General features: G+C 67.0%; 23 protein-coding genes, 1 tRNA gene and 2 riboswitches. Of the genes, 8 read left to right on the top strand and 16 right to left on the bottom strand.

The features are described 5' to 3' along the window. Positions 1–471: 471 nt before the first annotated feature. Complete coding sequence (locus AC1D2F_RS13425; protein ID WP_476966919.1) at positions 472–1,329, bottom strand: inositol monophosphatase family protein; 858 nt, start codon at positions 1,327–1,329, stop codon at positions 472–474. A gap of 77 nt (positions 1,330–1,406) precedes the next feature. Between AC1D2F_RS13425 and AC1D2F_RS13420 the strand changes: the two genes are divergently transcribed. After that, positions 1,407–2,057 (top strand): hypothetical protein, encoded by a 651-nt coding sequence (locus AC1D2F_RS13420; RefSeq protein ID WP_476966918.1) that lies wholly within the window; start codon positions 1,407–1,409, stop codon positions 2,055–2,057. 136 nt (positions 2,058–2,193) lie between these two features. Here AC1D2F_RS13420 and AC1D2F_RS13415 read toward each other — a convergent pair whose 3' ends face one another. Next, positions 2,194–3,216 carry a tetratricopeptide repeat protein gene (locus tag AC1D2F_RS13415; RefSeq protein ID WP_229993790.1) on the bottom strand — a complete coding sequence of 341 codons (1,023 nt, stop codon included), beginning with the start codon at positions 3,214–3,216 and terminating at the stop codon, positions 2,194–2,196. Positions 3,217–3,433: 217 nt separating this feature from the next. Between AC1D2F_RS13415 and AC1D2F_RS13410 the strand changes: the two genes are divergently transcribed. After that, positions 3,434–3,583 (top strand): hypothetical protein, encoded by a 150-nt coding sequence (locus tag AC1D2F_RS13410; RefSeq protein ID WP_229993791.1) that lies wholly within the window; start codon positions 3,434–3,436, stop codon positions 3,581–3,583. An 89-nt stretch (positions 3,584–3,672) separates the two neighbouring features. Here the strand turns inward: AC1D2F_RS13410 and AC1D2F_RS13405 are convergent, their stop codons facing one another. The 3 genes from AC1D2F_RS13405 to AC1D2F_RS13395 form a co-directional block, all read right to left on the bottom strand. Further along, entirely contained in the window at positions 3,673–5,205 is a 1,533-nt protein-coding gene (locus tag AC1D2F_RS13405; RefSeq protein ID WP_476966917.1) for a putative bifunctional diguanylate cyclase/phosphodiesterase, read from the bottom strand. Beyond that, complete coding sequence (locus tag AC1D2F_RS13400; RefSeq protein WP_364747589.1) at positions 5,195–5,749, bottom strand: DUF7793 family protein; 555 nt, start codon at positions 5,747–5,749, stop codon at positions 5,195–5,197. The genes AC1D2F_RS13405 and AC1D2F_RS13400 overlap by 11 nt, the downstream gene beginning before the upstream one ends. A gap of 403 nt (positions 5,750–6,152) precedes the next feature. Next, positions 6,153–6,962, bottom strand: coding sequence for a DUF998 domain-containing protein (locus tag AC1D2F_RS13395; RefSeq protein WP_476966916.1), 810 nt, complete (start codon positions 6,960–6,962; stop codon positions 6,153–6,155). A gap of 88 nt (positions 6,963–7,050) precedes the next feature. On the opposite strand from AC1D2F_RS13395, the gene AC1D2F_RS13390 reads away from it, so the two are divergent. The 3 genes from AC1D2F_RS13390 to AC1D2F_RS13380 all read left to right on the top strand — a co-directional run bounded on the left by AC1D2F_RS13390 (position 7,051) and on the right by AC1D2F_RS13380 (position 8,089). Further along, positions 7,051–7,123 (top strand) — tRNA-Arg (locus AC1D2F_RS13390). Between the two features lies 1 nt (position 7,124). Further along, positions 7,125–7,682 carry a DUF6314 family protein gene (locus tag AC1D2F_RS13385; protein WP_476966915.1) on the top strand — a complete coding sequence of 186 codons (558 nt, stop codon included), beginning with the start codon at positions 7,125–7,127 and terminating at the stop codon, positions 7,680–7,682. Then, positions 7,679–8,089, top strand: a complete 411-nt coding sequence (locus AC1D2F_RS13380; protein ID WP_229993796.1) for an NUDIX hydrolase — start codon at positions 7,679–7,681, stop codon at positions 8,087–8,089. Before AC1D2F_RS13385 ends, AC1D2F_RS13380 begins: the two co-directional genes overlap by 4 nt. 75 nt (positions 8,090–8,164) lie before the next feature. Here the strand turns inward: AC1D2F_RS13380 and AC1D2F_RS13375 are convergent, their stop codons facing one another. Further along, positions 8,165–10,075 carry an ABC transporter ATP-binding protein gene (locus AC1D2F_RS13375; RefSeq protein ID WP_476966914.1) on the bottom strand — a complete coding sequence of 637 codons (1,911 nt, stop codon included), beginning with the start codon at positions 10,073–10,075 and terminating at the stop codon, positions 8,165–8,167. Further along, positions 10,072–11,739: an ABC-F family ATP-binding cassette domain-containing protein gene (locus AC1D2F_RS13370; protein WP_476966913.1), complete on the bottom strand. Its 1,668-nt coding sequence runs from the start codon at positions 11,737–11,739 to the stop codon at positions 10,072–10,074. The genes AC1D2F_RS13375 and AC1D2F_RS13370 overlap by 4 nt, the downstream gene beginning before the upstream one ends. 277 nt (positions 11,740–12,016) lie before the next feature. Here AC1D2F_RS13370 and AC1D2F_RS13365 point away from each other — a divergent pair, with 277 nt between their 5' ends. Genes AC1D2F_RS13365 through AC1D2F_RS13355 form a run of 3 tightly spaced genes read left to right on the top strand, consistent with a single transcriptional unit; the run spans position 12,017 to position 14,278 of the window. Continuing rightward, positions 12,017–12,763, top strand: coding sequence for a hypothetical protein (locus AC1D2F_RS13365; RefSeq protein WP_364747577.1), 747 nt, complete (start codon positions 12,017–12,019; stop codon positions 12,761–12,763). After that, complete coding sequence (locus AC1D2F_RS13360) at positions 12,760–13,491, top strand: hypothetical protein (protein ID WP_229993800.1); 732 nt, start codon at positions 12,760–12,762, stop codon at positions 13,489–13,491. Before AC1D2F_RS13365 ends, AC1D2F_RS13360 begins: the two co-directional genes overlap by 4 nt. Positions 13,492–13,534: 43 nt before the next feature. Continuing rightward, on the top strand, positions 13,535–14,278 hold the full coding sequence (locus AC1D2F_RS13355) for a hypothetical protein (protein ID WP_229993801.1): 744 nt from the start codon (positions 13,535–13,537) through the stop codon (positions 14,276–14,278). Positions 14,279–14,522: 244 nt separating this feature from the next. On the opposite strand, the gene AC1D2F_RS13350 is transcribed toward AC1D2F_RS13355, so the two are convergent. The 9 genes from AC1D2F_RS13350 to AC1D2F_RS13310 form a co-directional block, all read right to left on the bottom strand. Next, a complete protein-coding gene (locus tag AC1D2F_RS13350) occupies positions 14,523–17,558 on the bottom strand; it encodes an alpha-mannosidase (protein ID WP_476966912.1) in 3,036 nt (1,011 codons plus the stop codon). Between the two features lie 89 nt (positions 17,559–17,647). After that, a complete protein-coding gene (fdhD, locus tag AC1D2F_RS13345; protein ID WP_476966911.1) occupies positions 17,648–18,520 on the bottom strand; it encodes a formate dehydrogenase accessory sulfurtransferase FdhD in 873 nt (290 codons plus the stop codon). Between the two features lie 100 nt (positions 18,521–18,620). Continuing rightward, entirely contained in the window at positions 18,621–20,144 is a 1,524-nt protein-coding gene (locus AC1D2F_RS13340; RefSeq protein WP_476966910.1) for a molybdopterin molybdotransferase MoeA, read from the bottom strand. Next, a complete protein-coding gene (locus AC1D2F_RS13335) occupies positions 20,141–20,428 on the bottom strand; it encodes a DUF6457 domain-containing protein (RefSeq protein WP_229993805.1) in 288 nt (95 codons plus the stop codon). The genes AC1D2F_RS13340 and AC1D2F_RS13335 overlap by 4 nt, the downstream gene beginning before the upstream one ends. A gap of 21 nt (positions 20,429–20,449) precedes the next feature. Continuing rightward, positions 20,450–21,127, bottom strand: a complete 678-nt coding sequence (gene mobA / locus AC1D2F_RS13330; RefSeq protein WP_476966909.1) for a molybdenum cofactor guanylyltransferase — start codon at positions 21,125–21,127, stop codon at positions 20,450–20,452. 61 nt (positions 21,128–21,188) lie between these two features. Then, a complete protein-coding gene (locus tag AC1D2F_RS13325) occupies positions 21,189–21,689 on the bottom strand; it encodes an HNH endonuclease (protein ID WP_229993807.1) in 501 nt (166 codons plus the stop codon). Between the two features lie 219 nt (positions 21,690–21,908). Then, entirely contained in the window at positions 21,909–22,667 is a 759-nt protein-coding gene (locus AC1D2F_RS13320; protein WP_229993808.1) for an NlpC/P60 family protein, read from the bottom strand. Positions 22,668–22,962: 295 nt separating this feature from the next. Then, positions 22,963–23,132, bottom strand: a riboswitch (cyclic di-AMP (ydaO/yuaA leader). A gap of 137 nt (positions 23,133–23,269) precedes the next feature. Then, entirely contained in the window at positions 23,270–24,091 is an 822-nt protein-coding gene (locus tag AC1D2F_RS13315) for a M23 family metallopeptidase (RefSeq protein WP_229993809.1), read from the bottom strand. Positions 24,092–24,095: 4 nt separating this feature from the next. Beyond that, a riboswitch (cyclic di-AMP (ydaO/yuaA leader) is annotated at positions 24,096–24,315 on the bottom strand. 145 nt (positions 24,316–24,460) lie between these two features. Continuing rightward, a complete protein-coding gene (locus AC1D2F_RS13310) occupies positions 24,461–25,156 on the bottom strand; it encodes an iron-dependent transcriptional repressor DtxR (RefSeq protein ID WP_229993810.1) in 696 nt (231 codons plus the stop codon). Between the last annotated feature and the right edge of the window lie 272 nt (positions 25,157–25,428).

Here is a 25,428-nt window from a genome sequence, read left to right as displayed (position 1 = left end):
TCGGGACATGCCCTCCCCTGCCCCCGCCCGGTGGACATAATCCCCTTATGCCCAGCCCTTACCGCGAAGAATGAGCATGCCCCACGGACACGGCACTGTGGGCATGCCCTCCGGACACACCACCGCGGAACGAGCATGCCCTCCGCCGCCCGTGCCCAGTGGACATAATCCCCCTATACCCAGTCCTAACCGCGAAGAATGAGCATGCCCCACGGACACGGCACGGCGGAGCGAGTATGACCTCCGCCGCCCGTGCCCAGTGGACATAATCCCCTTGAGCCCAGTCCTGGCAGCGAAGAATGGGCATGCCCCACGGATACACCATCGCGGAACGAGCATGCCCTCCGCCGCCCGTGCCCAGTGGACATAATCCCCCTATGCCCAGTCCTGGTCGCGAAGACTGAGCATGTCCCCCGGACTCCGCACCGCGGCACGGGCATGTCCTCCGGCCAGGTCCTGCCGGCGGGAAGCCTAGCCGACGGCGCCGGAGCTGAGCGCGGCACGCAACTGCCGCACCGCCGTCGTACCTCCCGCGATGAACCAGTTCAGTCCGTTAACGCGCACGACGTCGGTCGCCCCGCCCGCCGCTTCTACGATGGCCTTCCCGGGCAGCCAGTCCCATTCAGGGCAACTGTGCTGGAACCAGCAGCCGAGCTGCCCGTCCGCCACCCGGCCGAGGTCGCAGGAGCCGGACCCGAACATCCGAAGTGCGGCCGCCGACGTCGCGGCTGCGTGCCAGGGCATGGCACACATTGGATCGGCAAGCCACGTCGGGTGGATGTACGTTGCCGCGCCGAGTTCAGACACCGGGGTGTCAGAACGCCCCGTGCCGCCGGACGCGCTGGGGAGGAATGTGATCAGTTTTTCGCCGTTGAGCGTGGCCGGCCGGGACGTCCCGCCCAGCCAGAGTTTGTCCTCCTCCGGCTGGAAGATGGCGCCGAGCCCTGCACCGGAGGAATCCTTCAGGGCAATGGCCGAGCACCAGTACGTGGATCCGTGCAGGAAGTTGAATGTCCCGTCGACGGGATCAATGACCCAGGTCCGGCCGCTGCTGCCCGTCACGGAGGCGCCCTCTTCGCCCAAAACAGAGTCATTGGGCCGGCAGCGCCGAAGCTGTTCCAGCACGTAGGACTCGGCGGCGTGGTCGGCCGCGGTGACCACGTCCGAGACCGACGTCTTCTGCCTGCCCTCAAGCCCCGCCTGCCGCATCAACAGCGCCAGCGTGCCGGCCTCGCGGACCAGGGCCTCGGCCAGTTGGTAGTCGTCCAGTGACGGGTCGAGATCTGCGGTGCTGTGCCGGCCAAGCCGGTGTTTTCCTAGTTCGGTCACGCGTTCCAGACTATCGGCGCCCGCTGGCACTGAACAGCCGGCGCGGGAGGCTGTGCAGGACGGGCGATAATGGAGCCATGGCCAAGACACCCGCGCAGCGGATCAAAAAGCACGGCGCTAACGCGGCGGTCCCCCAGCACCATCTCCCGCCGGTGATCAATCCCACCACCAACCGGACACCGCAGAAGGCACAGAGCAACAGCAATCTGATCGTGATCGCCGGCGTCGTGGCCAGCCTCTTCCTGTTCTGGTATCTGCACCTCCTCACCCTCAACCAGCTCACGCAATTGTCGGACGGCCTGGCAATGCCGGACTCGTTGATCGGCGGATTTGACCAGGGGTTCGTGGAGCAATTGCGCGCGGCCATGGACGCCGACGCCGTGGGCCAGCTGAGCTACGTCCACAAAACGGCCGGGATGCTCTTCCCGCTGATCTTTGGCTTCACCTGGCTGCTGCTGATCGGAACCAACGTGGCCCGGAAATCCCTGCGCTGGGCGCTGTGGTCGCTGCCGCTGCTCTTTGCGGCGGTCAGGCTGTGGGGCAACACAGTGATCGATGCAATGATGTCGGCCGGAAACCTCGACGGTGGTCAGGTGGCACTGGCGTCCATGCTGACCGTGGCCGGCTGGGTACTCCTGGCGCTGAGCCTCGTCGCCGGCGGTGCGGCCGTCTTCCTCGGCCGCAAGGCCTCCGCTGCTTCCCCTGCCGCGGGACATGCCCAGCCGTAGCCGCGGCGGCTGGAGTCTTCCCTTGCACCTGACCTCGGGCGCGGGACATGCCCAGCCTTAAGCCCGGCCGGTGGACACCTTGCCATTATGTCCAGTGCTCACGTCCAGCGGAGGGCATGTCCACCTCAGCGCAGGGTCAGGGCACGTCGTTCAGGAATTCAAGGGCCTGCTCCGCACGTTGCGGGGCTCCTGATTTCTCAAAGTGGTCGGCGGCTTCCATCAAGTACTTCCGGGCCTCGGCCCGGTTTCCCAAGGCGGCGTGGGACCGGCCCAGCAACAGAAATACCTCGCCCAGAATTTGCGGTGATGTTTTCTCGGGGACCGGGAAGATGCTCTCGAGGGTGTCGACCGCCGCTTTTTGGTCCCCGGCAAGGAAATTCCAGTGTCCGCGGTTTAGTTTGAGCAGTACGTGATCTTCCTCAGTGCCGCCAATGACGTCGGTGGCCAGCTCAGCGCGTTCGATGCAGCGCAGGGTGTCCGCGTCCGCAACATCGGCTGCGAGCCGCATGGCCGCGGACGCCTTGTTGAATTTTGCCCAGACAGTGAGGTTTCGGGCCGGTGAAAAGGTGGCAGCGGCGAGCTCGTGATAGTGGAGCCCCTCGGCGACTTTGCTGCAAAGGAATGCGACGTTTCCAATGACCCAGTACGCCTTACCTACGATTTGGTCATCAACTTCGCCCGAAATGATGTCGGCCATGACGAGGCTTTCCGCCCACGCTTCGTCAAGCCTCCCGCTGTCGGCGAGAGCCGCAATGAGGGCCTGCCGGGCCTTGACCGCGATTTCTACGTCGTCCTCGTCGTCCATGAGGTCCGCAGCGATCCTGGCCTCGTCGGCGGCCTCTTCGAGCAGACCCATGCCCCGGCGGGTCAGGGCCAGGAGGATATGTACCTGGGCCTGGAGCTGCAGGTTCCCGTCCCGGGGTTCAGCAATCAATGTGGCGGCAAGTTCCGCGCAAGCTTCAATTTCTCCGGCGGCAATGAGGCTCTCGGCCCGGAACAACGTCATGTGCCACCACGAAGACGAATCACCTTCGGCACTGGCAATGTCTGCCGCCGCCTGCGCGGCATTCGCGGCCTCGCGGAAGTCGTGGCTGGACCGGAACTCGCGCGCCTGCAGCTCTGCAGCGGCGTACGAGGGTGAAACGGAGCTTTGTTGCATGTCCCAATTATCCGTTGCCGCGGGAGCGGAAACGAACAAACCGCGCAAGCAAGACCTGCGCAGTATTGACTCAGGACTTCCGCAGCTTCGCGCGAATATCACGAATCCGCTCGCAGCGGAACGAATCGTTACCCAACGGCGTGTCGTTTGGCCCTATACTAAATCTGCACCACAAGTCACACGCGTCACATCAGCCTCTTACGTATCAGGAGTCCTTATGAAGAAGACCCTCGCAACACTCCTCGTCGCCGGTGCGCTGGCAGCCGCGGGCATGTCCGCCTCCGCAGCGATTTCTGCTGCAGCCGACACCTCCGGCCAGAGCTCCGTCGCCGCTATCGGTTGGTGGCCGGACTCCATCAAGAAGTAACGGAGACTGCTTTGACAGGCGGCGGGTGCTGGAAGTGATTCCGGCACCCGCCGCTGCTTAACTTCCGAAAATAACCATCAAGACCGGCGCTAAGAACCGAATTTACCCCGGTTGATCAGCGCCATAATCTCCTCCGCCGGTGCCGGCCGGCCGAAATAGTAGCCCTGGCCGCTGCCGCAGCCCATCTCCCGGAGCACATCGGCTTGCTCCGCCGTCTCGATGCCCTCGGCCAACGCTTTGAGGCCGCAGGCGTGGATGAGGTGCAGCACCGCGGCCACAAAGTCCCGCTGTTGCTCGTCGGCACCGAGGCCGCTGATCAGGCTTCGATCGATCTTGACCACGTTCACCGGCAGCTTGCGCAGGTAGCTAATGGAGGAATAGCCGGTCCCGAAGTCATCGATTTCAAGCTGCACGCCGAGGCGCCGCAGGCCGTTGAGCGAATACTGGTCGACGTCCCCGCCGTTGACGGCCATAGACTCCGTCAGCTCCACGATCAGGTTTGATGCGTCGACGCCGGTTTCCCTGAGGATGTCGCGCACGTGTTCGATCAGTTCGAGATTCTGAAGTTCGGTGGTGGAAATGTTGACGCGGACGTTGAACGCGCTGTCCACCTGCAGATCCTGCTGCCATTTGCGCAATTGACGCACGGAATTGCGCAGTACCCAGTGGCCCAGGTCCACAATCATGCCGGTTTCCTCGGCCAGGGGAATGAACTGGTCCGGCATGAGGAGACCACGCTCCGGGTGATTCCACCGGACCAGCGCCTCGACGCCCTCGATTCGGCCCGAGGCGAGGTCCACCACCGGCTGGTAGTGCAGGGTCAGCTGGTCCTGCCGGATCGCTTCGCGCATTTCCGTGACCATGACGCTCTGCAACCGGCGGGCGTACAGCAGGGCCGGTTCGAACACTTTGATGCTGCCGTGCGGCTGGGCCTTGGCCGCGTACATGGCGGTGTCGGCCTCCATGACCAGGTCGTCCACGGACTGGCCAGGTTCCGCGATCCGCAGGCCGATGCTCGTTCCGCACGTGATTTTCAGGTCCCCGACGGCGAGGCTCTCGCTGAGCGCCGTGAGGATCCTGTTCGCCACCCTGCGTGCCCTGACCAGATTTGACTTCGGCAGCATGACGGCGAATTCGTCGCCGCCGAGGCGCGCCACAGTATCCGTTTCGCGGACGGCGTCCTGGAGCCGGCGTGCGATGACCCGCAGCACGTCGTCGCCGGCGCTGTGCCCGAGCGTGTCGTTGATGCCTTTGAAGGAATCGAGATCGAGAATCAGCAGTGCCGGGGGCATCTCGCCGCGCGAGGACTCCGCCAGGGCATGGCTCAGGGCCGAGTTCAGTGCCGTCCGGTTGGCCAGTTGGGTCAGGGGGTCGGTGAGCGCCATGCGTTCGAGTTCCACCTGCGCCGCTCGCAGCATGGCCGTACGGCTTTCGACCCGCTCCTCCAGCTCCTGGTATATGGTCTGCAGGTCATCGGCCATCAGGTTGATTCCGGCAATGACGGCGGCGACGTCGTCGCGGGCTCCGGAATGCGGGATCCTGGTGCTCAGATCGCCTCCGGCGATCCGCACGATGCCTTCTACGAGGGCATGCAGCCTGGGGTCCGGCGCCTCATTCTTCACGGGTGTACTGCCTTAACCATTCGACGGCCGCGGATTCTGAGGTGAAGAACTGCGCGGGGATCGTCTCGCTTCTGGACCGCAGGAGATAGTGGGCAATAACCCGGTCCACGGGGCTCTCGCCCACCAGGGCGAACGCTGTCGCCGCTATGGAACCGCTGTAGACCTGCCGCGCCTCAATACTGACACCGACGACGCCGGTGATCACCAGGAGCACCGGCATCCGCCGTCCCGCGGCGAGCGTACGGACGGTGTCACCGGCGATGCGCGCCTCCGGACCCTCGATCTCCTCGTTGGCGGGCAGCAGGACCTCGATGATTCCGCCGTCGATCATCCGTACGCCAATGGCACGGGCCGCGGCGCCGTCAACACCACCGTCCACATCACGGTCCGCGAAGGCCCCGTCGATCGCCCGGGGCGCGGCCACAGCCGCCACTCCCAGGCCAGCGCCGGCTGCGGCACCGGCTGCCTTGTCCGGCAGCTGTCCGTCCGGCAGCTGTCCGTCCGGCAGCCGCCCCTCGGGCCCGGCCAGGGCCTCGAGCGTCATCGCACCGCAATTCGACGGCGGCGGCCGGTGGAGCCCCGGAGGTCACGGTTCAGCCGTCGGTCGCCGTGGTAAGGAATCGTTTCCCCGTCGACTTCCTCGGTTGTCTTGGCAATCACGGGGTGCTCCTTCACTTTCTTGGGCCGGGAACTGACATACACGGAACGCCCCTCGGCCCCCCATTGCAGGGGCCGGACCGCAACCTTCTGTTCGGTTGTCACGCTCTCCGCATCCAAGCGCGGCAAGACAAGCTGCTCTGGCATTCGTCCCCATAAGACTGCAAAGTCGGCATACTGGCGTGCGCCGACGGCAAATCCCGCACGCCCGCACCGGAATGTTCCGGTGAGTGCCCTCATGATAATGCAAGCTCAGACGGTTGCCAGTCATCAGACACACAGGAAATGCCTCAGCGGGCCTGGGCCCGGGCCAGCTTGCGCACTGTGCGTTCGTGCTGGACCCGCTGGGCGATGACCAGTCCGGCCGCGGCGATGCCAAGCGTTATGGGGTAGCCCATGAGTCGCTCCAGGGCGCCGGGTTCAGGCACGTGCATGCCCGTCAGGCCGCCCGCAATGAGCGCCGCCAGGGACACGGCGCCGCAGGCAAGAATGAACCACCCGAGCGGCGTCTGCCGCAGCCAAAGCCAACCGAGGACCAGGAGCGCCAGGGCACCGGCCGCGAAGTACATCAGGGCGCCGGCCACGTGCCAGGCTGATCCCGTGTCTTCAGGCACCAGCCCCACGATGACCGTTCCGGCCCCGGCGGTGCCGGTCAGCAACCGTGCGGCGCCTGCTGCCAGCGCTCCCGCGCCCCAGCCCGCCCGGCCGTGCGCCCGGGCAGTCATCCGGCCCGGCATCCGGCCGCGCCTGAGGGGCACGCCGGGCCGCGCGGCACAGCACAGAAGCGCAGAGCCGAGCAGGAGCGCACCGACCACCATGCCAAGGCCTTGGACCACAAAGGAGGCGTTCATCAGCAGATGCGCCGGCGAGCAGACGTCCCGGCCGTCGAAATCCCCGCACTCCAAAGCACCGAGGTCGCTGATGTAGCCGGTGCGGCGGCTGTATTGTTCCGCTCCCGCCCAGGCGCCGATCACAGCCGCCTCCGCCACGAAATACTGCAGCACGCTCAGCTTCGCCAGGGCCCCGACGTAAAACCGGGTCGCGGCCACGTCCGGGTAGTAGAGGGCTCCGGCGGAAAGCTCGGTGGTTCCTGCAGTCATGCCAAGAGCGTAGTACGCGCGCTCACCTTGTATGCTTATATCCGTGTCCGACCGGACCGGCCCCCTGGCCGCCCGCACGCGGATGCCCGCCCTCGTAGCTCAGTGGATAGAGCACGGCTCTCCTAAAGCCGGTGTCGTTGGTTCGATTCCAATCGAGGGCACTTGAACATTCCTGCCCCGGACGAAACCCCGGACACGGGTCCGGACTTTGACCTCCGCGCCTACCTGCGCGGCTCCTGGTCCGTCGACCGCACCCTGCTGGACCGCAGCACCGGGACCAGCGGAACCTTCACCGGCGTCGTACGCTTCACGGCCAACGACGACGGCGGCCTGTTGTGGCGTGAAGAAGGCACCGCACGCTGGGCGTCCGTGGGCGGCGCGCCGTTCACCGGGCCGGCGAGCCGGGAATATCTGTTGCAGCCGGCGGACACGCCCGATGTTTTGGACGTGTACTTCCCGGACGGCCGCCCGTTCCACCGCATGGGCTTTGCCGGGGAGGCCAACCAGGACGTGCACTGGTGCGACCCTGACACCTACCGCGTGACGTACAGGTTTCTCGGGCCGGACGAATGCGGCTACCGCTGGGACGTCACCGGGCCCGCCAAAGACCAGTTGCTGGAGTCCGTCCTGCACCGGCTGGAAGCAGAACCAGACGAAGCACCCGACGCAGCAGGCGACGTAGCACCTTACGCCGCTCCGGACGCAAGGCGGGCTGAGTGAACCCGCGCATTATCGTCTCAGCCGTCTGCGTCTTCGATCGCTCCGGACGCCTCCTGACCGTCCGGAAACGGGGCACCGACAAGTTCATGCATCCGGGCGGCAAACCCGAGCCCGGCGAAACGGCGGCCCAGGCAGCGGCGCGTGAGCTCCAGGAAGAGGTGGGGATCGTGCTGGCCCCGGACCGGCTGGACCTGCTGGGCTGCTGGCTGGCGGATGCCGCCAACGAGGCAGCCACCCAGATTGAGGCCACCGTCTTCACGGCTCCGGGGGTGTGGAGCGCCCGGCCGTCGGCGGAAATCGCCGAGATCCGCTGGCTGGACCTGGCCGCCGAGCTGCCTGGCGACCTCGCCCCGCTGCTGACGGACCATGTGCTGCCGGCCCTGTCCGCCAAACCGTCAGCGGGCTAGGACCCGTCCCGCACTGGCCCCAAACACCGGCCCCCAAACACGCTGCCAAATGCCGGCCCCAAACACCCCGGCTCATTACCCGGGCACAGCCTCCTGGGCCACCGCGCTGGCCTCGGAGAACTGCGTCCGGTACAGCTCCGCATAGCGGCCCTCCGCGGCAAGGAGCTCCTTGTGGGTACCGCGCTCCACGATCGAGCCGTCCTCCACCACGAGGATCGCGTCCGCTGCGCGGATCGTCGAGAGCCGGTGGGCGATCACGACGGCGGTGCGGCCTTCCAGCGCGGCGCCCAGTGCCTCCTGGACGGCGGCCTCGTTGGTGGAGTCCAGCGCGGCGGTGGCCTCGTCGAGGATGACCACCCGCGGCTGCGCGATGAGCAGCCGGGCGATCGTCAGGCGTTGCCGCTCGCCGCCGGAGAGCCGGTAGCCGCGCTCCCCCACCACGGTATCCAGGCCATCGGGCAGGGACATGATCATGTCTTCGAGCCGGGCACGGCGCAGCGCATCCCACATCTGCTCGTCGGTGGCCTCCGGGCGGGCCAGGCGCAGGTTGGAGGCGATGCTCTCGTGGAACAGGTGACCGTCCTGCGTCACCATGCCGAGGGTTGCCCGCATCGAGTCGAACGTGAGGTCGCGGACGTCCACGTCCGTGCCGGGCGCGGTGCCGCCGAAGCGGATGGCGCCCGAGTCGACGTCGTACAGGCGCGACAGGAGCTGCGCGATAGTGGACTTGCCCGCTCCCGAGGAGCCGACGAGCGCAACTGTCTGCCCTGGCTCCACCCGGAAGCTGATGCCGTGCAGCACTTCCTCGCCGCCGCGGGTGTCCAGGGTCCGCACGTCCTCCAGGGAGGCCAGCGAGACTTTCTCCGCCGAGGGGTAGGCGAAGCGGACGTTGTCGAACTCCACCGAGAGCGGACCCGGCGGGGATGCCACCGCGTCCGGCTTCTGCTGGATGAGCGGCTTGAGGTCCAGGATCTCAAAGACGCGTTCGAAGCTGACCAGGGCGCTCATAATCTCCACCCGTGCGTTCGAAAGTGCCGTGAGCGGCGCGTAGAGGCGGGTGAGCAGCAGCGCGAGCACCACGACGTCGCCCGCGTTCAACTGCCCGGCGAGGGCGAGCCAGCCGCCCAGGCCGTAGACCAGCGCAAGGGCCAGCGCCGAGACCAGCGTCAGCGCCGTGACGAAGGTGAACTGCAGCATGGCGGTGCGGACGCCGATGTCCCGGACCCGGCCGGCCCGGAGGGCGAACTCGCGGGACTCCTCGTCGGGGCGGCCGAAGAGCTTGACGAGAGTGGCGCCGGGTGCGGAGAAGCGCTCGGTCATCTGGGTGCCCATGGTGGCGTTGTGTTCGGCGGCTTCGCGCCGCAGATCGGCCAGTTTGGAGCCCATTCGGCGTGCGGGGATCAGGAAGATCGGCAGCAGGATCATGGCGAGAACCGTCACGAGCCACGATTTGTTCAGCATCACGGCAAGGGTCAGCGCCAGGGCCACGACATTGCTGACCACGCCGGAGAGTGTGCCGGCGAAGGCCGACTGCGCGCCAATGACATCGTTGTTCAGCCGGCTGACCAGGGCCCCGGTCCGGGTCCTGGTGAAGAAGGCGATCGGCATCTTCTGGACGTGGTCGAAGACCTTCGTGCGCAGGTCCACGATGACGCCTTCACCGATGGTGGAGGACAGCCAGCGGGTCACAAGGCCCAGCCCGGCCTCGGCAACCGCGACGATGGCGATCAGGACGGCCAGCCAGAGAACCGTTCCGACATCCGCATGGGCGATGATCTCGTCGACCACCTGCCCGGCGAGGACCGGGGTGGCAACGGCCAGGACGGCCATCACAATGGACAGCAGCACGAAGGCGATCAGCCGGCTGCGGTGGGGGCGGGCAAAACTGAAGACACGCTTCAGCGTTTCCTTCGAGAACGGCTTGGACCCGCTGGAGGCGCGGGTGATGTTGTAGAGGGAGCTCCAGGCAACCCGGTCCATGCTCATTTGGTGTTGCCTTTCGGGGCATCGGCGTGCAGCTCGGTGACGACGCCGTTCTCGACGTTCCAGCGCGCGTCAAGGTGGACGTTTTCCAGCAGCCGGCGGTCGTGGGTGACCAGCAGCAGCGCGCCATCATAGCTGTCGAGGGCTTCCTCGAGCTGTTCAATGGCGGGAAGGTCGAGGTGGTTGGTGGGTTCGTCCAGCACCAGCAGGTTGACGCCGCGGGCCTGCAGCAGCGCCAGGGCGGCCCGGGTCCGTTCCCCCGGGGAGAGGGAGTCGACGGACCGGTTGGTGTGATCGGCTTTGAGGCCGAACTTGGCCAGCAGGGTGCGCACCTCCGCCGGGGTCTGATCGGTCAGTACGGCTTCGACGGCGTCTGCGAGCAACAGCTCGCCGGCCAGCAGGCCGCGCGCCTGGTCGATCTCGCCGACGGCCACGGACGCACCCATGGAGGCGTCACCGGAGTCGGGCTGCTGGACGCCGAGCAGGAGCCGGAGCAGGGTGGATTTGCCGGCGCCGTTGGGGCCGGTGATCCCGATCCGCTCCCCCGCGTTCAGCTGCAGGTTCACCGGGCCCAGGGTGAAGTCGCCCTGCTGCGCGACGGCGTCGCGCAGGGTGGCCACGACGGCGCTGGAGCGGGGGGCCGCCCCGATGCTGAACTGCAGCTGCCATTCCTTGCGCGGCTCTTCAACTTCTTCGAGCCGGGCGATGCGGGACTCCATCTGCCGGACCTTCTGGCCCTGTTTCTCGGAGGACTCGGTGCTGGCGGCACGCCGGATCTTGTCATTGTCCGGGTTTTTCTTCATGGCGTTCCGGACGCCCTGGGAGCTCCATTCGCGCTGTGTGCGGGCCCGGGAAACGAGGTCGGCCTTGGTGTTGGCGTACTCCTCGAAGCGTTCCCGGGCGTGCCGGCGGGCGACGGCGCGTTCCTCCAGGTAGGCCTCGTAGCCGCCGTCGTACACCGCCACGGAGTTCTGCGCGAGGTCCAGTTCCACGATGGTGGTGACGCAGCGCGCCAGGAACTCGCGGTCATGCGAGACCAGGACGGCGCCGCCGCGCAGGCCCTGCACGAAGGCCTCGAGCTTGGCCAGCCCGTTGAGGTCCAGGTCATTGGTGGGTTCGTCCAGGAGCACGATGTCGAACCGGCTCAGCAGCAGGGCGGCGAGCGCCACGCGGGCCGCCTGGCCGCCGGACAGGCCGGTCATTCCGGCGTCCGGCCCCACCTCGAGGCCAAGGTCCGCCAGGACGGGCGGGATGCGGTCCTCCAGGTCGGCGGCGCCGGAGGCCATCCACCGGTCGAAGGCCAGGGAGTAGGCGTCATCGGAGCCGGGAGCGCCGGAGCCCAGCGCCTCGGCGGTGGACTCCATCTCCATGGTCGCCTGCGCGCAGCCTGTGCGCCGGGCGATGTAGCCTGCAACCGTTTCGCCGGCAATTCGTTCGTGTTCCTGCGGCAGCCAGCCCACAAAGGCGTCGGCGGGGCCCAGGCTCACTGTGCCTTCCTGCGGATTGTCGACGCCGGCCAGCAGCCGCAGCAGGGTGGATTTGCCGGCACCGTTGGCGCCGACGACGCCAACGACGTCGCCGGGCGCTACGGTCAGGGACAGCTTCGAGAAGAGTGTGCGGTGATCGTGACCACCGGAAAGGTCCTTGGCAACAAGGGTTGCAGTCATTAGTTCATCCTCTCACTGCGGCCCAAACGGGCCGTCCCGACTGGGAGAAACCGCCCGTCGCGGCTGGCCGAAAACCAGCCGGGCATAGAAGAACCCGCCGGTCCGGACTTGGGGGGTGTACGGACCAGCGGGTTCGACCATTTAGCATAGTTGAATTAGGACCTCACGTAAAATCCCAGCCCACACCTCCACACCGCTTCCATCCCCCGCCCCAATCGCCGCTGCCCCACCGCATGACAGTAGCCATACTGCCCGTCGACTCCGCAGGAAGCCCTAGATGCCACTACCCGCAAAGGCGTTCCAACTCTGGCTTCACCGGGTTGCCCCGTCGGCGAGCACAGCCGATATCTGCAGGATCTCCGGGATCAAGCGCACCACCCTGGCCCAGCAGCTGGTGCGCGGGAAAGTGGCCGAGACCACCCTGGTCAGCATCAGCCGGGCCCTGGACTTGAGTCCGCTGACGGAACTGGCTTCCTTCGACCACTATGCGGAACTGGCCGCCCCGCCGCAGCCGCCGACCCCCGCCGAGCTTGTCAGCCAGGTTGCCACCATGGACCTGTTGCGCGCGGTCATTTCCCGTTCGTCCCCGGCCTACGGCGGCTACGGTGACCATGGCAGCTCCATGACTCCGCCGCTGAGCCCCGCCCCGCACGCCACTTCTGTCCGGAACTGGGTGGACGCGATTGACGACGGTGAGTTGCGCCACCGGGTTTCGGCTGCCACCGGCGTGGCACCCCAGAACTATTCGGCCCAGCTCACGGCCAACAGGCTGTCCCCCGAGCTGGCGGTCGCGACTGCCCGCGCGGCGGGCGTAGGATTCACGGGCGGGCTCGTCGCCACGGGCTTGATAACCGAGGATGAGGCCGGCTGGATGCCAGGGGCGAAGCAGGCCGCGCTCGATGCCCTCTCCGCCGGAGACCTTAGCGCCCTGGCCGGGGAGCGTCTTCAGGCGCTCGGAAAATCGCTGCGGCGCCATGAGCAGGAGCAGGCACAGACAGAAAAAATTTGGGAGAACCTCGGATGATCGCGATCCTGCAGTGGACCACGCTGGCGGTGTGCGGCGTCGTCACGCTCGCCCGCGTGCCCAGCGTCCTCCGCGGTGTGAACCGGTCCCTGTTCGCCATCTTTGCGCTGATGACCCTGGCGATCCTGCTCAGCATCGATGCCCCGTACCTGGCCGTGGACCAGATCCTGGGCGGCATGAACATCGCCAACGTGGTGCTGCGCTTCGTCATTTTCGCCGCCATCTTCTTTCTTGGAGTCCGGGTGGCCCGGGGCTTCAGCGCGGACGACGCCCTGCGGCTCATCACCGGTCCTGTTGGAATTGCGGTAGCCGCAGCCGCCTCGGCGGTGGTGGTGCTGGTCTTCCTCACAATGGACACCGCCGGCTCCTCGGCGGGGCTGGTCGCCCTGTCCGCCAAGGATGACCGTAATGCCGCCTTGGTGGAGTACTACGGGGCCGCCGGGCGCCTCTACCCGGCGTTCATCACCGTGGCCCTGTTTCCGGCCATGGTGCGGACCCTGCGCAGCGGCCTCCCCGTCCTGGTGCGGTCCAGCGCGGCGTTGCTCGCGCTGGGCACCGTGGCCATCTCCCTGAGCCTGCTCTCCCCGGTCATTCCTCCGTCCCTCGGATTCATGCGGTTCGTCTTCAACTACTCGGCCGTTCTGTGCCTGGTCCTGGGACTGTCCCTGATCTGGTTGGCCAAGACGCTTGCGAAGCGGGCGCCGAAGAAGCAAGCTGGCATGACCTGACCATCTCGGGGCTGAGCAGGCAAGTGACGTGGGAGAACCCGGAATGATTGCAACCCTCCAGTGGGGCACGCTGATCATCTGTTCCGTGGTGCTTCTCCTCCGCGTTCCGGATGCGATCCAGGGGCGGAACAGGACCGTTTTCTGGATCCTGGTTCTCGCGACCCTGTGCAGCCTGCTCTCGGTGCCCGGCCCCTACGAGGCGATCGACGCGGTGCTCGGCGGTTGGAACCTCACCCACCTGATCCTGCGCTTCCTCGTGTTCGCGGCGGTCCTGCTGGTCGGTCTGCGCGTCGCGACCGGGCTGGCCGACCCCCGCGGCTACCGCCTCGTCGCGGGCCCGGCCGGGCGCTGGGCCCTGGCCATCAGCGCTGCCGCCGTGGCGGTGACCTTCTTTCTCATGGACACCCGCGGGTCCTCGGCCGGCATGCTGGACATCACGGACAACGGCGGACCCAATGCCGTCCTGGCGCCGTTCTACGCCGCGGCAGGACGTACCTATCCTGCCTTCGTCTCCCTCGCCCTGCTTCCGGCTTTGCTGGCCACCACCAGGAGCCAATTGCCGCGGCTGGTGCGTGCCGCGGCCCTCCTGACATGCCTCGGCGCCCTCGCCACCGCCTGCAGCGTCCCAGCCTCCTTCGCACCTGGCCCCTGGTTCCTTGCGCAGCAGACGGTCAACTATTTGGCCGTCCTGGGCTACGTCCTGGGTCTGGGACTGTTCTGGGCTTCCGGGCTCGCCGCCAAGGAATCGCGTAACGCTCGCGCAACATTCCGCAAGAACAAAGGGTAAGGCATTCACAAAATCATTAGACCGTGAAAGAATCATGAATGTGTGAAAGCGGCATTCGCTTCGTGTACGGAAGTCAGCCGTGCGAAGCAGAGGCAGCCGTCCAAGCGCCATTGGGGGGATGAGTGGTAGCGGTCCGCAAGGACCGCTCCCACTCAGCCTGTTTAAGGGGTTTTCCGGTGTGGTCCCTGCTGTTTTGTCCCTGCTGTTTTGTCCCTGCTGGGGGCTGGGACCACGGCCCTGCCTGTCAGCGCACAAACCTCAGCGTGACCAGCTGGAACGGCCGCAACGTGAGCTCCGCGGAATCGAGGCCTGCCCTCACGCCCGGGGCGTCGACGGGCCGTTCCAACAAATCCACGGCGTGCAGCCCGCGGACCGGGAAGTTGGCCTTCAGGAGGCCTGTGGATCGTTCCCCCAGCGATTCGTACAGCCGGACTATTACGTCGCCGGAGCCGTCTTCAGCGAGTTTGACCGCTTCAATGACGAGGGCCGGATTGAACACGGTGACCAGCGGCTCCACCCCGTGGGCCCCTTGCACCACGCGCGGGGCCAGATTGGTGCGGTAGCCCTCCTCGACCGCGTCCGCGATGGTGGCGCCCGGCCGGATCGTGACGTGCAGCTCGTGCCTGCCCTGGTCCGCGTACGGATCCGGAAACTTCGGCGCCCGCAGGAGCGAGACCCGCACCGTGGTGGTGGTGCCGCCGTCGGCGCCCCGGACGTTGCGGGTGACATCGTGGCCGTAACTGGAGGCGTTGGAGATGGCCACCCCGTAGCCCGGCTCGGCGACGTGGATCCAGCGGTGGGCGCAGATTTCGAACTTCGCGGCCTCCCAGGACGTGTTGACGTGGGTGGGGCGGAACACGTGCCCAAACTGCGTCTCGGCCGCCGAGCGGTCTGCCCTGACGTCCAGGGCGAAGCCCAGCTTGAGCAGTTTTTCGCTCTCGTGCCAGTCCACGAGGGTGGTGATCGCGAGCGAGTCGGCGCCCGCGGCGAGCGCTATCCGCTGGGTCACGGGCGAGGAGCCGGCCATGCGCTCCACCACCACGACGGCGCTCGGGCTTTCCCCTTGGGGGCCGGGCTCCAGACTCACCGAACGCGCCTCGACCAGTCGGACAACGTTCCTGCGGTAGAAGGCGTCGATGTCCCACGCGTCCCATTCATTCGGCGTGTCCCGGTGCAGCTCCAGGAGGTTGCCGAATTCTCCGGGAGCAATCGCGTCGCGTCCGGTGCCACGGTCTGTGAGCGAGGCCAGCAGTCCGTTGGCGTCCACGACGGCCCGGATGATGCCGTTGTCCAGGATGTAGCCGCCGTCTGCTTCGGTGACCTCGACCGGCTGCCCGGGCCGGACCGGCTCGGCAGCGGCCAGGGCAGGCACGCCCTGGCGCTCCTGCGGGGCAGCGTTGAGGAGGAATTCCCGGCTGCCGGTGCCGAGGGCTGCGGCCGCGGCGTCCGTGATGATCGCCTCCAGCCCCCGTTCGACGGCGGCATAGTTCCGTTCGGCGTCCTGGTGGACCCACGCGATGGAGCTCCCCGGCAGGATGTCATGAAACTGCTGCAGCAACACCAGCCGCCAGAGGCGCTTGAGCTCCGCGGCAGGGTAGCTGTGCCCGGAACGCACGGCAGCGGTGGCACTCCAGAGTTCGGCCTCCCGGAGAAGGTGCTCGCTGCGCCGGTTTCCCAGCTTGGTCCTGGCCTGGCTGGTGTAGGTGCCGCGGTGCAGTTCCAGGTACATCTCCCCCACCCAGACCGGCAGGGGCTCATACTCGGCCTGGGCCTGGCCAAAGAAGCTGGCTGCCGAGCCGATCCGCACTTTCGGGGATCCTTCCAGGTCGGCCGTGCGCTGCGCCGAGGCCAGCATCTCGCGTGTTGGCCCGCCGCCGCCGTCGCCATATCCGAACGGAACCAGCGAGGAGCCTCCGCGTCCGTGGTCCCGGTAGTTCCGCTCTGCGTGCGCCAGGTCCCGGGCACTGAGATCGGAGTTGTAGCTGTCCACCGGCGGGAAATGGGTGAACACCCGGGTGCCGTCGATTCCCTCCCAGTTGAAGGTGTGGTGGGGCATCCTGTTGACCTGGTTCCACGAGATCTTCTGGGTGAGGAACCAGCGGCTGCCTGCGGCCTTGATGATCTGCGGCAGGGCCGCGGAATACCCGAACGTGTCCGGGAGCCACGCTTCCTCGCATTCCACGCCGAATTCGGCCAGGAAAAAGCTCTTGCCCTCGAGGAACTGCCGTGCCATGGCCTCGCCGCCGGGCATGTTGGAGTCCGATTCGACCCACATCCCGCCGACGGGAACGAACCGGCCGCCGCGGACTTTGTCCCGGATGCGCCCGAAGAGCTCCGGATAATACTCTTTCATCCACGCGAGCTGCTGGGCCGAGGAACACGAAAAGGTGAAATCGGGATACTCGTCCATCAGCGCGACGACGTTGGAGAACGTCCGGGCGCACTTGCGGATGGTTTCCCGTACCGGCCACAACCAGGCCGAATCGATATGGGCGTGGCCTGTGGCCACGAGCTGGTGCGCCGAGGCGTAGGCCGGCCGGGCCAGGACGTCGGCGAGGGCGGCCCGTCCGGCCTCCGCGGTACCGCCAACGTCGTCGGGGTCCATGATGTCCAGCATGCGTTCGAGCGCCCGCAGGATTTCGTGGCGGCGGGGCAGGTCCATGGGCAACTCGTGCATGAGCCCGGCAAGGGTGAGGATGTCCTGCTGCAGTTCCCATACCGTCTGGTTGCGTTCAGCGATGGCGATCATGCCGAGGCGGTACTTCGGTTCGCTGCCCGACGTCGCCTTGTCGCCGTAGGGAGTGGCGGCGAATGTCCAGTTCTGGGACAAGTCGGGGTTGGCCGCGGCTTCGACGTAGAAGTCGACAGCCATGCCGGTGCCCAGGAGTTTGAGCGGAATGTGCTGGTTCCGAGGCGAAATCGCCTTGATAATGGTCCCGTCGGACCGCCAGGCAATGCCTTCGCACTGGAAGCCCGGGAGCTCGCCGCTGAATCCCAGGTCCACGAGGATTTCCACCGACGTGGCCGCCGCGGTTCCCCAGGTGTCCGGCACTTCACCCCGGAGCCGGAGCCACTTGGTGCTCCACGGGCGGCCCCAGGCCGCGCCGTGTTCCTGCGGTGTGAACTCGTGCCGCAGGGCGTCCAGCACCGGCACGGGTTCGTCCGGCGCGTCCCAGCTGCTCAGGGTCAGCGGGACGCTGCGCGGGTAGACCGCGGGGGCGACGCGGTCACGCAGAAAGCGGTCCAGCCGGACTTCCGTAAGACGGCGGTCATCGTGCAATGTGTTCCTCTTCAGCGCTGGCGGTCCGATTGGCTCCAATCGATGGATAAAACTTACGCCGCGGGGAACCTGTTGGCCAAGTGTTGCCCCTAGCCGGCCGCGGGGGCCGGGACCGCGACGCGCTGCTGGCCCGCATACACGTTCAGGCTGGTCCGGCGGCTGAACCCGGCCAGGGTCATCCCGCTGGCCTCGGCCAGCTCGACGGCCAGGCTGGAGGGGGCACTGACAGCGGCAAGGACCGGGATCCCGGCGAGAGCTGCCTTTTGGACGAGCTCGAACGATGCCCTGCCGGACACCTGCAGCACGGTGCCCCGGAGCGGCAGCAGGCCTTCGCGAAGCGCCCAGCCCACCACCTTGTCCACCGCGTTGTGCCTTCCGACGTCTTCGCGGAGGCACAGCAACTCCGCCGAGCCGTCGTCGGCGATCCTGAAGAGTCCGGCGGCGTGCACGCCGCCGGTGGCGTCAAAGACCTCCTGGGCGGACCGGAGGGTGTCCGGGAGGCCCGCGAGCGTTTCCACGGGAACGGTCAGCGGATCCTGTGCCGGGCTGTAGTGCGAGGACTTGCGCACGGCATCGATCGAGTCCGTCCCGCAGATGCCGCAGGAGCTGGAGGTGAAGACGTTTCGTCCGGTCTCGGGCCGGACGACGTCGGGCCGGAGTTGAGCCTCCACGACGTTGAACGTTTGGATGCCGTCGGCGTCTTCGCCGGCGCAGAACCTGAGCGAGACCAGCTGTTCGGGAGCCCAGATGATCCCCTCTGAGACGAGGAACCCTKCGACGAGGTCGAAGTCATTGCCCGGCGTTCGCATGGTGACGGAAAAGGACATGTCTCCGAGCCGGATTTCCAGCGGTTCCTCGACGGCAAGGACGTCCTCCCGGTGCCGGACAGGGAATTCGAGGGCCTGAGGGGACCCATCCAGGACGATCTTGTGCACTTTGCGGCGTTGCGTGACACGGCCCATCCGGTGCTCCTAAGCAACATGTTGTGCGGTTGTCGTGATTCTTTGGCTGGTTCCATCATTGTAAGTGCCTGATCCTGAAGCCAGCGCAGGGGGCCAGGGCTCAGCCCAGGAGGGCACTCCAGTCCACCGGCCCGTCGCTGGCCGCGGCTTTCCTGGCGGTCCGCTTCGCGGCCGGCTTCTGCGCGGCGGAGGCTGCCGCCGGGTCCGGTAGCGGCGTCCCCCAAGGGAGTGCGAAGGCGGGGACCAGTTCCCCCAGCTGCACGCCATGGGGCGGGACCACCAGCACGCCGTCGGCGGCTGCCAGGCCCCGCATCATTCCCGGGCCGGTGTGCTGCGCCGGCGACGCCATGCCATAGAGCAGCCGGAAGGGCATGAGCCGTGTCCGGCCGGGATCGGCGTCAATCGTCGAGCCGCAGGGCACCTCGCCGAGCGGGGGAATTGGTCCGTGCCCCAGGGCCGCCAGGAGCGGGGCCCCGATCGTGGACAGTGCCATCATGGCTGCGAGCGGGTTCCCTGGCAGGCCGAGGATGTACCTGCCGTCCGGCAGCTCGGCCAGCACGGCGGGATGGCCCGGGCGCATGGCGACGCCGTCGATCAGCAGGCGGCCGCCGAGTTCGGTGACCGATCGGCGGAGGTGGTCCGTTCCGGAGCGACCCGTGCCGCCGGTGGTGATGACGACGTCGGCAGGCAGGTTTTCGGCGGCAGGATCGGTGTCCTCGAGCGCGGCGAGCCATTCGGCGTAGGTATCCCCGATTTTCACTTCTTCGGTGCAAATCCCGCCGAGCATTCCCACCACGGCTGCCAGTTGGGGTCCGAAGGTGTCCCGGACCTGCCCGGGTGCCGGCACCCCGGACGTCACCACCTCCGAGCCGGTGAAGACGAGCCGCACCAAGGCCTTGCCGAGCACCGGAAGGGTGTCGCTTCCGGCCAGCGCGGCGAGGGCCAGGTGGGCGGGGTTCAGGACGGTGCCGCCCTTGATCAGGACGTCTCCGGCGGCGGCTTCCTCCCCCGCTTTCCTGATGTGGTCCCCGTTCCGCGGGTCCCCCGGTTTCGCGTTGCCGCCCAGTTTCAGGACAGGCAGGCCGTCCTCGTCGGCGTCGATGATGCCGCTCTCGCTGCGCAGCACCGCCTTGGCCCCGGCCGGAATGAGGCCTCCGGTGGCAATCGGACTTGCCTGATGCGGTGCCAGCAGCTGGTTGGGTTCGGCCAGGATCCACGGACCGCTGCCGTTGACGGCCCAGCCGTCCATGGCAGAGGAAGCGTAATGGGGCATGTCCCGCAGGGCAACGACGTCCGCTGCGAGGGTCCGGCCCAGCGCCTGCCGGAGCGGGACGGGGGCAGCCGGGATGGGAACGGCGCAGTCGAACGCGAGTTGGCGGGCCTCCTGCCACGTGTGGGCCAGGTGCCGGTGCGGCTCCCCCGCCGTGTCCTGGCCGGCAGTGTCCTCGTCCGTTGAATCTTCGTCCGTTGAATCCGGGTCCGTCGGGTCCGGGCCCGCCGGGTCCTGGCCCGCCGGGATGGGAGGGTCTGCGGGGCCCTCCGTGAAGCCCTCTCTGAGGCCGTCTTTACCGCCGTCGCTGCCTGGGACAGTGGGTCCGCTGCCGTCCGGGGCCGCCGCCGTCATGCCCCGGGGGCTTCGGCGGCTGCGTAGTCCTTGGCGAGCCGGCGCGCCACGGCCATCGCGGACTCCATGGACGCGGAGTCCGTGGCCTGCCCGGAGCCGGAGGCCAGACCCGCGGCAAAGCCGGCAATGAACGTCGTCAGCGGCGCCGCCGGGCGCACCACGGAGTGGGCAGCCACCCCGGCCAGGGCGAGGACCTCGTTCACGTCAATCTCAACGTCTTCCAGCTCCAGGGCCTGGAGCAGGGCACGGCACCAGTCTTCCAGCGTTTCATCCTGGCTTTTCACCGTTTGCCTCCATGGTCGAGTTCAGCTGCGGAGTTCCGGACCGGCGCCCGGACCGCGGTCTGGAAGCCTACCGGAAACGCCTAATGCGGACGCGTCATCCCAGGTGTCGACATCATCCGTGGAACCGGGGGGAACGCGAACTTCCCGCACGTCCAGCCTAGCAAGAAGGGCGAAGACCGACGCGTTTTCCAGGCTGCCCCTGGCCGCGGCGTCCGCAACACAACGTTGTAGCGCAGCTGTGCCATAAAACCCCGCGAGTGGTTGCTTCCGGCCTTCGGCCGAGACGGCCATGACGCCGTCGCCCCCGTCCCGTTCCGGCGCAACTGCAACAGACGCGGCCAGCGATTCGGCCAGGGCGCGGACTGCCTCGGCCGAGCGCGGCATGTCACAGGCAAGGACCAGGGTAAACGGCGCCGCCGCGGCTGCCCCGTGCCGGCCGGGGTGGTCCGCGTCCAGCGCGGCCAGTCCCGCGGCGATGGCTGCGGCCGGCCCCGCGAAAGGCGGGTCTTCCCTGCAGCTCAGCACGCCCCCGGGCAGGTCCCCGGGGTCAGGACCGACGACGACGGTGCGCCCTGCCCCGCCCGCGGCGCGCAGTGAGCGCTCAAGGAGGGTGGCGCCGTCGTAGATCAGCCCGGATTTGGGCACGCCGCCCAGGCGGGAGGACCGTCCCCCGGCGAGAATAATGGCATCGAACTCCACCGGTTCAGCCTAGCGCGGCGCCGGCTGCCGCCGAATCAGCCATGAACTGCCCGGCAGCAGTTCAGGCAGCTGACTCAGGCAGCAGGAACGGGTCCCAGGCCGGCGTCGGCTTCTCGAGCTCCTTGATTTGCCAGATGGCGCCCTTTGGCGGGCCCGGAACAAAACCGATCTTCCAGCCCATCTCCGCCGGGGTGTGGTCGCTCTTGGCGTTGTTGCACCGCAGGCACGCCGCCACCAGGTTCTCCCAGGAATCGGCCCCGCCCCGGGATTTTGGCTGGACGTGGTCGATGGTGTGGGCAGCCTTGCCGCAGTAGGCGCAGCGGTGGGCATCGCGGCGGAGCACGCCGCGGCGGCTCACCGCTGTCATGGTGTTGTACCTCGGCCGGATGTAGCGGTTCAGCAGGATCACGGACGGGCGGCCCAGAATATCCTGGGGGCCGACAACGGGGTCGTCCCCTTCGGCCACCACGCTGGCCTTTCCGGTTAGGACAAGGACGAGCGCCCGGCGGAAGGTGATGACCGCCAGGGGTTCATATCCAGCATTCAGAACGAGAGTGCGCATCCGCATACCTCTTCACGGCCGCACCCGCCAGCGGCACGAGGGCCGGCTGCCCTCTGCATGGTCGGGCTATGGATCGACAACACAAGAGTAAACACTCAGGTGCCGGATCACCGAATATTTTTTCACGGGCGCAGTCTTCAGCGCGGAAAGTTCACGGCGCGGCAACGCAAAAGACCCCCGCCAAGAGGCGGGGGTCTTTCGAAGGTGCTGGGATCTTGCTTAGGCGCCGACGCGGATGAAGACCGGGCCGGAGCCGACGTTTACGCTGTACAGCGCGGTGGTTCCGCCGTTCCAGCCGCCGTGGACTGCCATGCCGTTGCCGACGTAGACCGCGATGTGAGCCATGCCCACGCCGCCGTTCTGGTAGTAGGCGAGGTCGCCCGGGCGTGCCTCGGCGGCGCTCACGGTGCGGCCCAGGGACAGGTAACCTGCCGGCCAGCCGTGGTAGTGGATGCCGGCCGCGGCCAGCGCGTTGGTGGCGAGGGCGGTGCAGTCCTGCGCCACGCCGATCTGTGCGTAGGCAGCGGCGGCGATGGTTGCGCCGGAGCCGCTTCCGATGCCGGCGGGAGCCTGGGCAGCGACGCCGCCGCTGACACCAAGCTCGGTGCCACCGGCGCGGGAGGCGTTGGAATCCTGGACCTGCACGACGGGCTTGGGGGCCTCGACGACGGGAGCCGGCGACGTGGTCACAGCGGGCTTCTCGTAGGAGATCGCGATGGTGGAAGCGGCCGAGATTGTGGCCGGAGCGGCGGACTGGACTTCCAGGGCCGAAGCGGAGGTGGATTCGCGCTGAACATTGGTCTCAGCAGCGTTGGCTGCGATTCCACTGGTCAGAACCAGACCGGAAGCTGCGGCGATGACCGCGGCCTGACGGCCCACGCCGCCGGCGTTGTCGCCGACAGCCTTGGCAATAACAGCCAGCGAGTTGGTCTTGGTGACCTCGGCGCGGTGCCGTGCAACAGTTGCACGAGTAGTCATTAAGTTCTCTCTTTCGTGATCCTTGGACCGCGCGCTTTCGGGCACGGACTGAGGACGCTCCGGCATCTTGGGGGTACGCCGGATCGCCCCGAAATGGGTTACTTAGCGAAGGGTGTACTGCGAAGACGCGCCAAAAGCGGAAACTGCATGCTGTCCGGGCTCGGTAGAGAATGAGCCTGCGGAACGTGATCCAATCCGGGCGCCGGCAAGGGCGGCACGTGATGTGGATTCCAGCGGGCTCAAAAGAGCCTCGCCGGTGCGCATGCGCGCAGAATTGTGGCGTGAAGACACGAAAGTAGCCTCTCCCAATGCCTACGAGGTGAGCTGTCGGATTCGGATGGGAGTCACCCGGCCGCGCTGCTTCCTGGGAAGCTTTGCGACTTAACCCCAAGGCCTTCTTTCGAAGGCCAAAATTGGTTCCCCCGCCCCTGCCAGACGATGTAATGCGAACGGACCTTGAGCGGTGGCAGAGCTAGGCAATCCACTCAAGAGCGCCAACTTCGGAAAAGTTGGCGTGCTTCAAACCCTACAGGAGTCCGGACCCAATGTCACATTCAGATCACGGCGTGTCACAAGAATCTGAGAGTGGTCCATCGTCTTTGTTAGAGCCAGCCGAGGGGGTCAACGACGTCGCCGTTGACCATCACTTCAAAGTGGAGGTGGCAGCCCGTGGAGGCGCCGGTGGTTCCGCTCATGGCGACGACGTCACCGCGCGATACCTTCTGGCCGACCTCGACCGAGGCAGAGGACAGGTGGTTGTACGTGGTCTCCAGGCCGTTGCCGTGGTCGATGACCACCCGGTTTCCACCGCCGAAGGGATGCCATCCATTGAAGGTCACGGTGCCGCTGGCGGCTGCATGGACCGCCGTGCCGCACTGGGCAGCGAAATCCTGGCCGCGGTGGAACTCCCCCGCGCCTCCGGTAATGGGGCTGACGCGGTAGCCGTAGGGCGAGGCCGTGACCAGCTGATCCAGCGGCCCGCCAAGTGTGCCCGCCGATGCGGCGCGGGTGATGCTGCCCACAGACTGGGCGCTCAGCAGCTGCTTGAGCTTCCCGTCCGGATCGCCTTTCGTGGTGACGGCAGTGCGGCTGAAGTCGACCTTTGCCGCGGCAGCGGCGGTGACATCCGGCTGAACGGCGGCCGAGAGAGCGCCGGATCCGCCGGGATTGGAGGCCATCACGGGGCTCGTGACGGGGACCGTCACGGTGAGAACCAGACCAGTTGCGGCCAGGGCGATCCCGGCTTTCTGCCCGACTCCGCTGGCCGAGGCAAACTCCGTTACCTGACGGAACGGACTGCGCCGGCGACGCCGTTCATCGCGGTGCGCGTCGCGCGGGCGTTCGGCCATATGCGCGACGACGGGACGCGGCTCCGGAGCGGGACCGGTCGCGCGGCGACGGCCCCTGGCGGTCTGGGTGGTCAAGAACGGTTCCTCTCTGGAGAGCCTGCGAAGTTAGCTGTCCGATTCGGGTCAGAGAGATCAAAGACCCGGTCCGCCGTTGCAAGCAGCCAGGCACAGGGGTATCCCCAGGGGATCCTTCGGTGGAAGCTGCTTGCCGCTGACGGACTTCACCCCAAGGCTGCTTAAGTAGCAGCCGAAAGTGGTTCCCCCGCCCCTGCCAGAAGGTGGTTCAGCGACTGATCCGCTGGCAGGGCTCGGCTTCGGATCAGGTAACGCTTTGGTATCGGTACTGGCCACTAACTATAGGGGATTAAGCCGCCCGGTGATAAATCCGTAATCGCAACTGTGCAGAACTCATGGGTCGTCCCACAACCGGCCCGTTGCGGCCGGTCAGGCGACCGTTACAAAGACGTGCGCGGCAACCTCGGGCGGCAGTTCCAGGGCACCCTCGATATCGGGGACGCGGACCGAGATGTACTCCCCCACACGCTCCAGCGAGACCAGCGCGCCAGGCCGGATTCCGCCTTCGTCGAGCTGGGCCAGAAGCTCCGGCTCCACCTGGATCGGCTCCGCGAGCCGGTTGACCGTGATCCGCGAACCCGCACCGTAACCGGCCATGGCCTCCAGGAGGTTTACCGCCCTGTCCGCGGGGGCACCATTGGGCACCCCGCCAAGATCTGCCAGCCCCGGAATGGGGTTTCCGTAGGGCGAAACTGTCGGGTGGTTGAGCATCTCGAAGATTCGGCGCTCGACGCGTTCGCTCATGACATGCTCCCAGCGGCACGCTTCCTCATGGACGTAGGCCCAGTCGAGTCCGATCACGTCCGCGAGCAGTCGTTCGGCGAGGCGGTGCTTGCGCATGACACCGATGGCGCGTTTCCGCCCGGTTTCGGTCAGTTCAAGGTGCCGGTCACCGGAAACAACCACCAGCCCGTCACGCTCCATGCGGCCGATGGTCTGGGAAACGGTGGGGCCGGAGTGGCGGAGCCGTTCGGCGATGCGGGCACGGAGGGCAACGATGTTTTCTTCTTCAAGTTCCAGAATGGTCCGAAGATACATCTCCGTGGTATCGATCAGATCCGTCATTCAGCTCAGCTCCTCGAGCGCAGTCCTTGCGTCATTCCCACCGTACCGCGTGCGGGCTGCATGCAGGATGCGCCCTGGCGGGATCCGCCGTACGTTCGCATGCCAGCCTAGCCTATTTTGAATTACTCCGGATAATTTTCGTTCGGCCCGGGACTGCCCTCCCGGCGCCCGTAGGCCGGCAGCCCCCGGCGTCTCAATGACCTGACTGTGACAGGCCTTTTCCGTATCGCCGGGACCCGTCAGGCAGAATGAAACAGGCAAAATAGAACAGG

It is taken from the genome of Arthrobacter sp. P1_B3 (assembly GCF_056406615.1).
This window is presented reverse-complemented; position numbering and strand designations above follow the sequence as displayed.

Excerpts from the sequence above, each read along its gene's own strand:
- AC1D2F_RS13420 (WP_476966918.1), top strand. The coding sequence starts at position 1,407 with ATGGCCAAGACACCCGCGCAGCGGATCAAAAAGCACGGCGCTAACGCG.
- AC1D2F_RS13415 (WP_229993790.1), bottom strand. The coding sequence starts at position 3,216 with ATGCAACAAAGCTCCGTTTCACCCTCGTACGCCGCTGCAGAGCTGCAG.
- AC1D2F_RS13410 (WP_229993791.1), top strand. The coding sequence starts at position 3,434 with ATGAAGAAGACCCTCGCAACACTCCTCGTCGCCGGTGCGCTGGCAGCC.
- AC1D2F_RS13400 (WP_364747589.1), bottom strand. The coding sequence starts at position 5,749 with ATGACGCTCGAGGCCCTGGCCGGGCCCGAGGGGCGGCTGCCGGACGGA.
- AC1D2F_RS13395 (WP_476966916.1), bottom strand. The coding sequence starts at position 6,962 with ATGACTGCAGGAACCACCGAGCTTTCCGCCGGAGCCCTCTACTACCCG.
- AC1D2F_RS13375 (WP_476966914.1), bottom strand. The coding sequence starts at position 10,075 with ATGAGCATGGACCGGGTTGCCTGGAGCTCCCTCTACAACATCACCCGC.
- AC1D2F_RS13370 (WP_476966913.1), bottom strand. The coding sequence starts at position 11,739 with ATGACTGCAACCCTTGTTGCCAAGGACCTTTCCGGTGGTCACGATCAC.
- AC1D2F_RS13365 (WP_364747577.1), top strand. The coding sequence starts at position 12,017 with ATGCCACTACCCGCAAAGGCGTTCCAACTCTGGCTTCACCGGGTTGCC.
- AC1D2F_RS13360 (WP_229993800.1), top strand. The coding sequence starts at position 12,760 with ATGATCGCGATCCTGCAGTGGACCACGCTGGCGGTGTGCGGCGTCGTC.
- AC1D2F_RS13355 (WP_229993801.1), top strand. The coding sequence starts at position 13,535 with ATGATTGCAACCCTCCAGTGGGGCACGCTGATCATCTGTTCCGTGGTG.
- AC1D2F_RS13340 (WP_476966910.1), bottom strand. The coding sequence starts at position 20,144 with ATGACGGCGGCGGCCCCGGACGGCAGCGGACCCACTGTCCCAGGCAGC.
- AC1D2F_RS13325 (WP_229993807.1), bottom strand. The coding sequence starts at position 21,689 with ATGCGCACTCTCGTTCTGAATGCTGGATATGAACCCCTGGCGGTCATC.
- AC1D2F_RS13320 (WP_229993808.1), bottom strand. The coding sequence starts at position 22,667 with ATGACTACTCGTGCAACTGTTGCACGGCACCGCGCCGAGGTCACCAAG.
- AC1D2F_RS13310 (WP_229993810.1), bottom strand. The coding sequence starts at position 25,156 with ATGACGGATCTGATCGATACCACGGAGATGTATCTTCGGACCATTCTG.